Raw genomic sequence first — 12,212 nt, forward strand, 5'->3', positions numbered from 1 at the left:
GGTTCGTGGTGTGCGGTTGTTGTTTGAGAACTCAATAGTGTGATGAACCAAGTTTTTACAAGTCGCAGATGATGCAGACGGTTCGGATGGTCCCGGCAAGTGGGTGACTGCTTGTTAAATATGGATCTTTTGTTTTCTGTCTGTTGGTTTTTGTGACCTGCGTGCGGTCCCGGTCCCCCGACCGGGGTTGTGCGTGGATGTCCGGTTTTTGTGCCGGATGTCAGCAGTTCAGTTTTTTGTTGTGCCGGTGACGGCTCTTTGTAGGGTTTGTTGCTTTTATGGAGAGTTTGATCCTGGCTCAGGACGAACGCTGGCGGCGTGCTTAACACATGCAAGTCGAACGGAAAGGCCCTGCTTGCAGGGTACTCGAGTGGCGAACGGGTGAGTAACACGTGGGTGATCTGCCCTGCACTTCGGGATAAGCCTGGGAAACTGGGTCTAATACCGGATAGGACCATCGTTTAGTGTCGGTGGTGGAAAGTTTTTTCGGTGTGGGATGAGCTCGCGGCCTATCAGCTTGTTGGTGGGGTAATGGCCTACCAAGGCGTCGACGGGTAGCCGGCCTGAGAGGGTGGACGGCCACATTGGGACTGAGACACGGCCCAGACTCCTACGGGAGGCAGCAGTGGGGAATATTGCACAATGGGCGCAAGCCTGATGCAGCGACGCCGCGTGGGGGATGACGGCCTTCGGGTTGTAAACTCCTTTCAACCATGACGAAGCTTTCGGGTGACGGTAGTGGTAGAAGAAGCACCGGCTAACTACGTGCCAGCAGCCGCGGTAATACGTAGGGTGCGAGCGTTGTCCGGAATTACTGGGCGTAAAGAGCTCGTAGGTGGTTTGTCGCGTCGTCTGTGAAATTCCGGGGCTTAACTCCGGGCGTGCAGGCGATACGGGCATAACTTGAGTGCTGTAGGGGAGACTGGAATTCCTGGTGTAGCGGTGAAATGCGCAGATATCAGGAGGAACACCGATGGCGAAGGCAGGTCTCTGGGCAGTAACTGACGCTGAGGAGCGAAAGCATGGGTAGCGAACAGGATTAGATACCCTGGTAGTCCATGCCGTAAACGGTGGGCGCTAGGTGTGGGGGTCTTCCACGACTTCTGTGCCGTAGCTAACGCATTAAGCGCCCCGCCTGGGGAGTACGGCCGCAAGGCTAAAACTCAAAGGAATTGACGGGGGCCCGCACAAGCGGCGGAGCATGTGGATTAATTCGATGCAACGCGAAGAACCTTACCTGGGCTTGACATACGCCGGATCGCCGCAGAGATGTGGTTTCCCTTGTGGCCGGTGTACAGGTGGTGCATGGTTGTCGTCAGCTCGTGTCGTGAGATGTTGGGTTAAGTCCCGCAACGAGCGCAACCCTTGTCTTGTGTTGCCAGCACGTTATGGTGGGGACTCGCGAGAGACTGCCGGGGTTAACTCGGAGGAAGGTGGGGATGACGTCAAATCATCATGCCCCTTATGTCCAGGGCTTCACACATGCTACAATGGTCGGTACAGTGGGTTGCGATGCCGTGAGGTGGAGCTAATCCCTTAAAGCCGGTCTCAGTTCGGATTGGAGTCTGCAACTCGACTCCATGAAGTCGGAGTCGCTAGTAATCGCAGATCAGCAACGCTGCGGTGAATACGTTCCCGGGCCTTGTACACACCGCCCGTCACGTCATGAAAGTTGGTAACACCCGAAGCCGGTGGCCCAAACTCGTTAGGGAGCCGTCGAAGGTGGGATCGGCGATTGGGACGAAGTCGTAACAAGGTAGCCGTACCGGAAGGTGCGGCTGGATCACCTCCTTTCTAAGGAGTTTTTTGGTTTGTTTCCGCGTGTCCGGTTGTCGGGTGCGTGTGAGTGTTTTTTCCGGGTGGATGATTGTCCGGTGTGTGTCGTGTGTGGCTTGTGGGTTGCCGTTGGTGGTGGCCGGGTTTGGTTTGTCATGGTGTTGGGTGTCTGGGACAGCGACGTTGTCGTGTGTTCTTGGTGCGGGTGTCTTGTGTGCTGGTCGTGGTGTTGTGCTGCGGGTGGTGTGTGGGGTGCCTGGTGTTGTTTGAGAACTGTATAGTGGACGCGAGTATCTTCTTTTGATGCAATTTTGCGTGTGTCGTTTTGTGCGGCGCAGTTGTGTGTGAAGTGTGTGAAGGGCGTACGGTGGATGCCTTGGTACAGTGGGCCGATGAAGGACGTGGGAGACTGCGATATGCCTCGGGGAGTTGTCAACTGAGCGTTGATCCGAGGGTGTCCGAATGGGGAAACCCGGCCGTGGTTGTGTGCGGTCACCTGCCGGTGAATGTATAGCCGGTGTGGAGGTTACGCGGGGAAGTGAAACATCTCAGTACCCGTAGGAGAAGAAAACAATAGTGATTCCGTGAGTAGTGGCGAGCGAAAGCGGATGGTGGCTAAACCGGTGTGCGTGTGATACCTGTCAGGGGTTGCGTGTGCTGGGGTTGTGGGGTCTTGTGTGACTGGTCTGACAGCTGGTCGCCCGGGTTGCGTGTGCTAGCGGAAGTGGTTTGGAATGGCCTGCCGTAGACGGTGAGAGTCCGGTACGTGAAAGCATGTGTGGTCGGGTTGCGAGTGTCCCCGAGTAGCAGCGGGCTCGTGGAATCTGCTGTGAATCTGCCGGGACCACCCGGTAAGCCTGAATACCCGTTGTGACCGATAGCGGATAGTACCGTGAGGGAATGGTGAAAAGTACCCCGGGAGGGGAGTGAAATAGTACCTGAAACCGTGCGCCTACAATCCGTCAGAGCCTTTCGGGGTGATGGCGTGCCTTTTGAAGAATGAGCCTGCGAGTCAGCGGCACGTCGCGAGGTTAACCCGTGTGGGGTAGTCGTAGCGAAAGCGAATACTAACGAGTGTGTTGTAGTGGCGTGTCCTGGACCCGAAGCGGGGTGATCTACCCATGGCCAGTGTGAAGCGACGGTAAGACGTCGTGGAGGCGCGAACCCACTTAGGTTGAAAACTGAGGGGATGAGTTGTGGGTAGGGGTGAAAGGCCAATCAAACTCCGTGATAGCTGGTTCTCCCCGAAATGCATTTAGGTGCAGCGTCGTGTGTTTCTTGCCGGAGGTAGAGCTACTGGTTGGTTTAGCGGGACTATCATCTTAGCGACATCAGCCAAACTCCGAATGCCGGTAAGTGAGAGCGCGGCAGTGAGACTGCGGGGGATAAGCTTCGTGGTCGAGAGGGAAACAGCCCAGATCGCCGGCTAAGGCCCCTAAGGGTGTACTAAGTGGAAAAGGATGTGGGATCGCGAAGACAGCCAGGAGGTTGGCTTAGAAGCAGCCATCCTTGAAAGAGTGCGTAATAGCTCACTGGTCGAGTGGTCCTGCGCCGACAATGTAGTGGGGCTCAAGTACACCGCCGAAGCCGCGGAACTCTGCACGTGTGTGTGGGGTTGGTAGGGGAGCGTCGTGTGGCCGGTGAAGGTGCGGGGTGACCCAGTGCTGGAGGCTATGCGAGTGAGAATGCAGGCATGAGTAGCGAATGATGAGTGGGAAACTCATCCGCCGGATGACCAAGGGTTCCTGGGTCAAGTTGATCTTCCCAGGGTGAGTCGGGGCCTAAGGCGAGGCCGACAGGCGTAGTCGATGGATAACGGGTTGATATTCCCGTACCCGTGTGTGTGCGATCATGGTGAATCGGTGATACTAACTGCCCTGAAGCTGTCAGGTCACGTCTTTGGCGTGGTGTGGTGGTGGATGCGTGGGACCTGAGCCGGTAGTAGTCAAGTGATGGGGTGACGCAGGAAGGTAGCCGAGCCACTTAGTGGATTGTGGTGTAAGCGTGTGGCCCGAGTCCCAGGTAAATCCGGGGCTTGTGTGGGTGAGGCGTGATGCGTACCCGTTTGCGGGGATGTCGGTGATCCTATGCTGTCGAGAAAAGCCTCTAGCGAGTGCATGTACGGCCCGTACCCCAAACCGACACAGGTGGTCAGGTAGAGAATACTAAGGCGATCGGGTGAACTGTGGTTAAGGAACTCGGCAAAATGCCCCCGTAACTTCGGGAGAAGGGGGGCCCGTGCTGGTGGCAGGACCTAGCGTTCTGGAGCTGGTGTGGGTCGCAGAGAATAGAGGGAAGCGACTGTTTACTAAAAACACAGGTCCGTGCGAAGACGGTAAGTCGATGTATACGGACTGACGCCTGCCCGGTGCTGGAAGGTTAAGAGGACCTGTTAGGGCTTTTGTCCGAAGCGGAGAATTTAAGCCCCAGTAAACGGCGGTGGTAACTATAACCATCCTAAGGTAGCGAAATTCCTTGTCGGGTAAGTTCCGACCTGCACGAATGGCGTAACGACTTCCCTGCTGTCTCAACCACAGGCCCGGCGAAATTGCAGTACGAGTAAAGATGCTCGTTACGCGCGGCAGGACGAAAAGACCCCGGGACCTTCACTATAGCTTGGTATTGGTGTTCGGTTCGGTTTGTGTAGGATAGGTGGGAGACTGTGAAGTGGCCACGCCAGTGGTTGTGGAGTCGTTGTTGAAATACCACTCTGATCGTATTGGATGTCTGAACCTCGGCCCATGATCTGGGTTAGGGACAGTGCCTGGTGGGTAGTTTAACTGGGGCGGTTGCCTCCCAAAGTGTAACGGAGGCGCCCAAAGGTTCCCTCAGCCTGGTTGGCAATCAGGTGTTGAGTGTAAGTGCACAAGGGAGCTTGACTGTGAGACTGACAGGTCGAGCAGGGACGAAAGTCGGGACTAGTGATCCGGCACCGGCTTGTGGAAGCGGTGTCGCTCAACGGATAAAAGGTACCCCGGGGATAACAGGCTGATCTTCCCCAAGAGTCCATATCGACGGGATGGTTTGGCACCTCGATGTCGGCTCGTCGCATCCTGGGGCTGGAGTTGGTCCCAAGGGTTGGGCTGTTCGCCCATTAAAGCGGCACGCGAGCTGGGTTTAGAACGTCGTGAGACAGTTCGGTCTCTATCCGCCGCGCGCGTTGAAACTTGAGAAAGGCTGACCCTAGTACGAGAGGACCGGGTTGGACATACCTCTGGTGGGCCAGTTGTCACGCCCGTGGCATGGCTGGTTGGCTACGTATGGGAGGGATAACCGCTGAAAGCATCTAAGCGGGAAGCCTGTTTCGAGATGAGGTTTCGTGTGAGGTTCCCTGTAGACGACGGGGTTGATAGGCCGGATCTGGACAGTGTGTGAGCGCTGGAGGTGACCGGTACTAATTGGCCGAGTGCTTCACTTCTGATTGTGTGCGTGTATTGTGTTGTTGTGAGGGTTTTTGCGTCCACTGTGCAGTGTCTGGAACGGCACCGTGTGCCCGGCCCCCTGGTGTTGTGGGGGGTGTGTGGCGTGTGTTGTTTCGTTGTGTTTGTCGGTGGTTTCAGCGGTGGGGTCACGCCCGGTCCCTTTCCGAACCCGGAAGCTAAGCCTGCCTGCGCCGATGGTACTGCACCTGGGAGGGTGTGGGAGAGTAGGTCACTGCCGGCATCATTCTTTTGTTGTTGAGGGTGTGTGGGTGCGGGGTCTGGTTGACTGTCCTGTGTGGATGGTTGGTCGGTTCCTGTGCCTGCGCACTCTCTTTTTTTTGCGTGTGGTGTTCACCCACAATTCACCCGACAATCCACCCCACCGGGGTGGAAACATCACGGAGATCCGTTGATCAGTTCCCGTAGGAGGAGATGAACCGTCTGGATTCGCCGGTGTAGGGATCGGTGAAGGCCAGTTCCCGGGCAGTCAGCCCCATCGGCCGGTCGAAGTCCTCCTCGTCCACGGAGGGAACGTATGGGAGCTCAGCGTCCGGATTGTAGAGCGCGTCATCGGAGACCACCGAGTAGATGGGGTCGTTGACGATAGGAGCGTCAAACAACCGCATATTGACCCGCAGCTGATGGGTCTTGCCCGTTGCGGGTTTCAGCGTCCACACGAGCCGGTCACCCGATGAGCTGAACCGCACCCCGGTGACCCTGGTGAGAGAGTTCGGCGTCCCCGGTTGAATGTATGTGGCCAGACGCCCCCGCTCCTTGACCAGGAGATGACTGAGCTCCCAGGGATGCTCCTCTCCGGGAACATCCAGCACCTGCTCCGGACTGGCGAAGTGCAGTGCTCCTGCGGGGACTGTCAGACTACCTCCCGGCAACGAGAAGTCGGTGCCCTGCCAACCGGTGGGCACCGGAGTCACAGCCTCATAGGTTTTCGACACCATCCTCCTCTCGAACAGCTGCTGGTATGCAGCCCGGGCGCCGCGGTGGACCGTGAATAGAAGGACACCCCTCGTCAGCCTGTCGAGACGGTGCACCGGGGAGAGGTCGTCGATGCCGAACTGGCGACGGGCCCGGACCACCGCAGTCTGGGTGATGTGCTGCCCGCGGGGCAGGGTGGACATGAACGGCGGCTTGTCGGCGACGAGGATGTGCTCGTCCCTGTACAACAGACGGAGTGTTCCCGGAACCGCTCTCTCCGGTGCCGGTAGCCGGTAGAACCAGATGAACTTCCCACCAGGGACGACATCGGTGGGCTGGAGAACCGTTCCGTCGTCGAGCCGGACCTCTCGACGTCGGAACCGTTCGAAGAGGGCGTCCTCGTCATCGCCGGGTGCACGCCGCCGCTGCGTGACGATGAGATGGCGTACCGCTGCGACGGCGGTCGTGGCAGTGGCCACCCTGACCCTCGAAGGATTGAGACCGTCTACAACCGGAAGTGGTGGGTTCTGCAGGGTGTTCTCCTTCTTCCGTTCGTCCCGGACCGTTGTGAAGCGCTCCGGCTGCCCGGGCGGCTGCGGGCTGGTGGATCTGATTCTCTCACGGACGTGTGCCGTCCCTGATCTGCGCCGCCGCGAGAACCGGCGGTAATTGCGACGCCGGGTGAACCGGCGGCGGTTGCGGTGCAGGAGAAGAGACGGGCGTCGGGGCGGGGCAGCGGACCTTTTTTACTCTGCAAAAGTACTGGTCAACACGGTGGTCACAGTACAGCGGTTGACAGGTACCCATTTCGGGGGTGTACTTCGATGCCGTTCGGACGTTTCAAGGGGGATAATGGGGGGTGGAAGGGATCGGACCCGGGAGTCGCCCCTCAGGGACTCACCCCCAAGAGAGAAGGATGGACCAGATGTCGGACACCAAGATCATCGCTGACAATGCGATCGTCGTCGCAGTTGACGGCTCGGAGGCCAGCGCCACGGCCGTCGCCTGGGCAGCCAACGCAGCGACCAAGCGCAGTGCACCTCTGAAGCTCGTGACCGCGTACACCATGCCGCAGTTCATGTACGCCGACGGCATGGTGCCGCCGCAGGAGCTCTACGACGAGCTGGAGAAGGAGGCGCTCGAGAAGATTGACGCCGCCCGTGAGCAGGTCCTGGCTTTCAACCCCGATCTAGCGGTCAGCCACATCGTGGTGGAGGGAACACCGATCGACATGCTCCTCGAACTGTCGGAGACCGCGGACATCATCGTCATGGGCTCTCGTGGCCTCGGTGGACTCTCCGGCCTGGTACTCGGTTCGGTGTCCTCGGCTGTCGTCTCCCATGCGTCCTGCCCAGTGGTCGTGGTACGTAAAGACAACAATGTCACCGAGGAGAACAAGTACGGACCCGTGGTCGTCGGTGTCGACGGTTCGGAAATTTCCCGCAAGGCTATGGAGTACGCGTTCCGGGAAGCTGACGCACGCAAGGCCACCCTGCGCGCCGTCCACAGCTGGGCGGACCAGGAGCTGCAGACCAGTCTGGTCGGTCTGAGCGCCATGCAGAGTCAGATCGATGCCGTGGCCGCCCAGGAGCGGGAGCTCCTCGACAAGGAGCTCGCAGCTTTCCGTGAGCGCTACCCCGACGTGAAGGTCGAGGAAGTCATCTCCAGGGACCGTCCGATCCAGGTTCTCAAGGAGGCTGCGGAGGACGCCCAGCTGCTCGTCCTCGGCTCCCACGGGCGCGGCGGCTTCAAGGGCATGCTGCTCGGATCCACCTCGCGGGCACTCCTCCAGTACTCGCCCTGCCCGATGATGGTCGTCCGTCCGACCGCGCGCTGACACCGTGTGGGGGCGTCATGTCCCGTAATGTAGAATAGTGAGGTCACGCAGGGGTCCCATGTGGATTCCGACCATGCTTGCCGACCCAGGAGAGATGAGATGACAGACGCCGTTTCGGGCACGTCGACCCGGAAGTCATCCACCAGGACCGCGGGAAAGCAGGCGTCGGGGCAGGAGCCCAGGTCCAGGAGTACCGGGGGGTCCAAGCGACGCAGCCGGCCCGGCCCCCGGCAGCGTCTGCTGGAAAGTGCGACGCGGCTGTTCACCACGGAGGGAATCCGGGTGATCGGTATTGACCGGATCCTGAGGGACGCCGACGTCGCCAAAGCCAGCCTCTACTCCCTGTTCGGCTCCAAGGACAACCTGGTGGTCGCCTGTATCGAGGAACTGGACAAGGACTGGCGTCGACGGTGGGAGGAGATGTGCGCCGACCGACCCAAACCCGAGGACCGGATCCTCGCCTTCTTCGACATGGCCATCGCCGACGAACCCAAGGAGAACTTCCGGGGGTCACATTTCCAGAACGCCGCCAGTGAGTATCCGCGGCCGGACACGGACAGTGAGCACCGCATCCGCCAGGCCGCCCTCGAACACCGCAGGTGGTGTCGAGACACCATGGCGGACCTGCTCACCGAAAAGTTCGGGTACGCGTCCCGGACACTGGCGGACCAGCTCATAGTCTTTCTGGACGGGGGAATCGCGGGATCGAAGATGAGCAGGACGGTGTCCCCGTTGGAGACCGCCCGGGAACTCGCGAAACAGCTGCTCTACACAGCACCAATGATGTACACCATCTGACAGGATAAGCCCCTGACCTGCAAAACAGTGCCTAGAGTGCCCTTGTTTGGCAACATTATGGCAGATTAATAAACCACCCCCTGTATGGTGTAGATCGTTACTCAACCGATACGGATAACCGGCGTCCGAGTGCGTAAGCTCAGGTGTGTGCCCCGAAGACCGACCCACCCCAAGAAGGAGTTCGAAGCACTCCTCAAGCAAGCCGAGGCTCAAGGATGGGAAGTTTCGAAGCGCAAAAAGTACTACAAGATGAAGTGCCCGTGCGGCACTCACATGAGAACCATCCACCTGACACCGTCAGACCCTAACTACCTGCGGAACACACGTGGATGGCTTCGCAGGGAAACCTGTTGGAAGGAGGAATCATGATCTACTCGTTCGAGATTTCACAGACATTTGCTCGACCCGCCAAGGGAAGTGAACCCTTCGATGAGTTCCTGGACCGAGTGCTGGATGAAGCAGATAAGATTGACCTTGAGCTCGACTACGGCGCTGACCTAGACGCGCTTCGTGCAACGTGGCATGTCACCGTGGAAGACGACAGTAGCTTCGGTGCTCTGATCTCGGCAGTATCCAGCCTTCGAACTGCCCTCCACGCGGCGCATTGTGCCACTCCGGACTGGGTGACCCGCAAGGAGCTAGAGTCCGTAAACCCGGTCAATAGCGGCGACCTCGCAGTCGCCTGATCGCGGAGTCTCTGCGTGATCCGAGGTTAGACCCCGGTGGTTGAGCATCTCCCCCCACGCTCCCACCGGGGTCGAACTACGTCCGGGTGCCCGTGGGGAGGACCTCCAGAGGGCCAGCGAGTATCACGCCATCGGGGAGGCGAACATCGGGGCCTTGCGCGGATCATCCTGCAAAAGGCTCTCCTCCCAGCCAATCGCCCTCCAAAACCCTTCGGCCTCCTCTTTGGCCAGTGCCACAACTCGGCGGTCAGGGTAGTGCGAGTCAACCCAGTGAGCCACCCATCGGCCCACACCATGACCTCGAAAACTAGACCTGACGTCGAGAAACACGATCTGAACAGTGTGACTATCGGGGACCCCGGGGTCGTAACCTGCATGTGAGAGCGTCGGAGCCTCATCGAGCTCAAGCCGTGCAACCTCCTTGCCGTCACGGTCGGTGAAGAGCCAGTACGACTCATCGTTGGACACGCTGTACAACCGCCATATGCCGGGGAATTGGTAGCCCTCCACCTCAGCGAAATACTCACACGGCTCAACAGACGGGTCCGCGCTAACCTCTACCCAGTTCAGTTCCATGAGCACAGCGTAGTGGCCGGCATCCTCAGTACGGATGACCGGCTCGACTACACACGTCGCCCTATCCCGCCCAGCGACAGATCACCTCCACATCGCTGCACTGACGCGCCCCGTCGAACCAGCTCAGGCACCGATCCTCACCACCAACTCCGGCGGCCGGGATCGCCATCTCCACCACAACGAAACCACCCTCCCCACTTCGCACGTCGAGGACCACCCCGACCACCTCACCAATACGGGCGATGACCGGAGCCCCCACCCGTCGCAGGTACTCATCCAGCCGGTCCACGCTCACCCGCACCGGCGACCACGGGACGCACACCCTCCCGCGCATGCAGTCGGAGATCCAGCGTCGAGCCTCGATCAGATCCTCGGTGCTGCTCACAGCCACCACCTACCTTCCGGGATCCAAGTCCCCTGTTGATCTCTCACCACCCGCACTCCGGGAGACGAGGACGGGATGCTCACCCGTCGCCGGCAGTGGAACACACACCCCCGGTTGTTGGGATCCGGGGCCCGCATCACCACAGGTGACCGTAGGTTTTGTACCCCGTGTAAAAAAATCCTGACTGCACCAGAAGCGGCGGGGTCAGGAGGGCATGCCTCCAGGATTTCCGGGGGGGTGGGGTGTCCCGTACCGCATGACGATGCCCCGTCACCGGCCGGGGTGGTCAGTGGCGGGGCGGGGTGTGGTCCCGGGGGTCATCGGACCCAGGTCGGGTTGTCTCCCTTGGCGTGAGCGTCGATGGACTGGGCGTGGCCGATCTCTTCCCGGTGGACGGTGCCGGCGGGGATCGCACCGAACAGGTCGCGGGCGGCCTGCATGTCCCGGTGGGCCATGGCGACAGCGCGGGCACGGGTGGCGTGGCCGATACGGTTTTCCTGGATCCACCGGTCGACTTCGTCTTCACGGGCTTTGGCTTCACGCTCGGCGCGGATCTGGATGCCTTCGCGGGACGCGGAGATCAGTTCGGCGTAGGTCGTGCGGTCGAGCAGGACACGGCGGGAGCGTGCCAGTGGGGTGCCACTGGTGTCGGTGGCCGGGTCATCGGTGCTGAGCTTGTCGACGGTGGCGGCGAGCAGGTCGAGGGCCTGGTCGATGGTGCTGTCGGGTTCAAGGTCGAGCAGTTGGCAGAACTTCGTCCACTGTTCGTCGGTGAAAGCTGGTGCGGTGGTGTGCTCGGGTGTGGTCGTGTCGGGTCCCACGGGGTTCTCCTTCAGATCGGGTGTTGGTGCTTGTGCACGGGATCGGTACTTGTAGTGCGCCATGATCGGGGTGCGGGCTACCTGTGCGGCGGGGCGGGCGTCGAGGACGTCGTCGGCCAGGCCGGAGGCGACAGCCTCGTCGGCACTGAACCATGTCTCCTCGGCCATGTACTCGTTCCACTGGGCTTCAGTGCCGCCGGCTTTGGTCGCGTAGGTGCGGGCCAGGGTGGTGCCGAGGCGTTCAAGGTCTCCGGCGGCTTTCACCAGTGCGGGCCCGTCGCCTTCGAGTGCGGTCCATGGGCGGTGCACCATGATCTCGGCGCCGGGGCGCATGGTCACTTTCTCGGCCGCGCCGGCGATGAGATACGACGCGGCGGAGGCGGCGAGGCCTTCGACGATGGCGGTGACCGGGCCGGGGTGTGCGCGCAGGATGTTGACCATGGTGATGGCCTCGTAGACGTCACCACCACCGGAGTTGACCCGCAGGGTCACCGGCTCGTCGGGGGCGGGGAGCTGGCTTCGAAGCCAGTTGGCACCGCACCCGGTGGGGCTGATGTCCCCGCTGAGGTTGATGTCCACGGTTGATCGTCTCCTATCGCAGGGCGATGTAGCAGTCGGTGCCCGCGGCGGCGGTGTCCACGGTGATGCCCACCGGTGTGCCGTCGGTGAGTGCGACAGCCTGGCCGTTGGTACCGACCTGCACGGTGGTGCCGGCGGGCAGTGCTTCACCGGCGGTGACGGTGATGATCCGGTGGCCGCGGGCGATGCCGACTAGATCACCGGTGGCCGCGTCGTACTTGGCGACACCGAGGGCAGTGGTACCGGGGGTGGCGGTGGCGACCTGGAAAAGGCCGCGCGTGGGGGCACCGGAGATCGTGACGAACGTCTTGCCGGCTACTGGTGCACTGGCTGCGGCGGTCAGGTCGGTACCGGGGTTGAACAGGTCTTTCGCCTGGTTCGTGTAATGCATTGCTGGTT

Annotated in this window: 8 protein-coding genes and 3 rRNA genes; 6 read left to right on the forward strand and 5 right to left on the reverse strand. The window is 60.4% G+C overall.

Going from position 1 to position 12,212, the window contains the following annotated elements; genetic code table 11:
* The first annotated feature begins 275 nt into the window (after positions 1-275).
* From BN3906_RS06480 to rrf, 3 genes are all read left to right on the forward strand, one after another.
* A 16S ribosomal RNA gene (locus tag BN3906_RS06480) occupies positions 276-1,794 on the forward strand.
* A 325-nt stretch (positions 1,795-2,119) separates the two neighbouring features.
* Positions 2,120-5,194: ribosomal RNA gene (locus BN3906_RS06485) — 23S ribosomal RNA — on the forward strand.
* Positions 5,195-5,322: 128 nt separating this feature from the next.
* Positions 5,323-5,439 (forward strand): 5S ribosomal RNA (rrf, locus tag BN3906_RS06490).
* The 16S, 23S and 5S rRNA genes sit together here, the layout of an rRNA operon.
* 172 nt (positions 5,440-5,611) lie before the next feature.
* Here rrf and BN3906_RS06495 read toward each other — a convergent pair.
* Complete coding sequence (locus BN3906_RS06495) at positions 5,612-6,610, reverse strand: pseudouridine synthase (protein WP_066586284.1); 999 nt, start codon at positions 6,608-6,610, stop codon at positions 5,612-5,614.
* A gap of 446 nt (positions 6,611-7,056) precedes the next feature.
* Between BN3906_RS06495 and BN3906_RS06500 the strand changes: the two genes are divergently transcribed.
* The 3 genes from BN3906_RS06500 to BN3906_RS06510 all read left to right on the forward strand — a co-directional run bounded on the left by BN3906_RS06500 (position 7,057) and on the right by BN3906_RS06510 (position 9,452).
* Positions 7,057-7,968, forward strand: coding sequence for a universal stress protein (locus BN3906_RS06500; RefSeq protein WP_066589338.1), 912 nt, complete (start codon positions 7,057-7,059; stop codon positions 7,966-7,968).
* Positions 7,969-8,067: 99 nt separating this feature from the next.
* Positions 8,068-8,766 (forward strand): TetR/AcrR family transcriptional regulator, encoded by a 699-nt coding sequence (locus BN3906_RS06505; RefSeq protein WP_066586286.1) that lies wholly within the window; start codon positions 8,068-8,070, stop codon positions 8,764-8,766.
* Positions 8,767-9,131: 365 nt separating this feature from the next.
* Entirely contained in the window at positions 9,132-9,452 is a 321-nt protein-coding gene (locus BN3906_RS06510) for a hypothetical protein (protein WP_066586289.1), read from the forward strand.
* 123 nt (positions 9,453-9,575) lie between these two features.
* Here BN3906_RS06510 and BN3906_RS06515 read toward each other — a convergent pair whose 3' ends face one another.
* The 4 genes from BN3906_RS06515 to BN3906_RS14810 all read right to left on the reverse strand — a co-directional run bounded on the left by BN3906_RS06515 (position 9,576) and on the right by BN3906_RS14810 (position 12,204).
* Entirely contained in the window at positions 9,576-10,028 is a 453-nt protein-coding gene (locus BN3906_RS06515; RefSeq protein ID WP_147592853.1) for a hypothetical protein, read from the reverse strand.
* A 61-nt stretch (positions 10,029-10,089) separates the two neighbouring features.
* Entirely contained in the window at positions 10,090-10,419 is a 330-nt protein-coding gene (locus BN3906_RS06520) for a hypothetical protein (protein ID WP_147592855.1), read from the reverse strand.
* 311 nt (positions 10,420-10,730) lie between these two features.
* Positions 10,731-11,813: a head maturation protease, ClpP-related gene (locus BN3906_RS06525; protein WP_066586297.1), complete on the reverse strand. Its 1,083-nt coding sequence runs from the start codon at positions 11,811-11,813 to the stop codon at positions 10,731-10,733.
* Positions 11,814-11,826: 13 nt separating this feature from the next.
* On the reverse strand, positions 11,827-12,204 hold the full coding sequence (locus BN3906_RS14810) for a capsid cement protein (protein ID WP_066586300.1): 378 nt from the start codon (positions 12,202-12,204) through the stop codon (positions 11,827-11,829).
* Positions 12,205-12,212 lie beyond the last annotated feature (8 nt).

The organism is Corynebacterium provencense (genome assembly GCA_900049755.1).
GTDB classification, from domain to species: domain Bacteria; phylum Actinomycetota; class Actinomycetes; order Mycobacteriales; family Mycobacteriaceae; genus Corynebacterium; species Corynebacterium neomassiliense.

Bases quoted from the DNA above. Each gene is read 5' to 3' on its own strand.
- BN3906_RS06500 (WP_066589338.1), top strand. From the start codon at position 7,057: ATGTCGGACACCAAGATCATCGCTGACAATGCGATCGTCGTCGCAGTT.
- BN3906_RS06505 (WP_066586286.1), top strand. From the start codon at position 8,068: ATGACAGACGCCGTTTCGGGCACGTCGACCCGGAAGTCATCCACCAGG.
- BN3906_RS06510 (WP_066586289.1), top strand. From the start codon at position 9,132: ATGATCTACTCGTTCGAGATTTCACAGACATTTGCTCGACCCGCCAAG.
- BN3906_RS06515 (WP_147592853.1), bottom strand. From the start codon at position 10,028: ATGGAACTGAACTGGGTAGAGGTTAGCGCGGACCCGTCTGTTGAGCCG.
- BN3906_RS14810 (WP_066586300.1), bottom strand. From the start codon at position 12,204: ATGCATTACACGAACCAGGCGAAAGACCTGTTCAACCCCGGTACCGAC.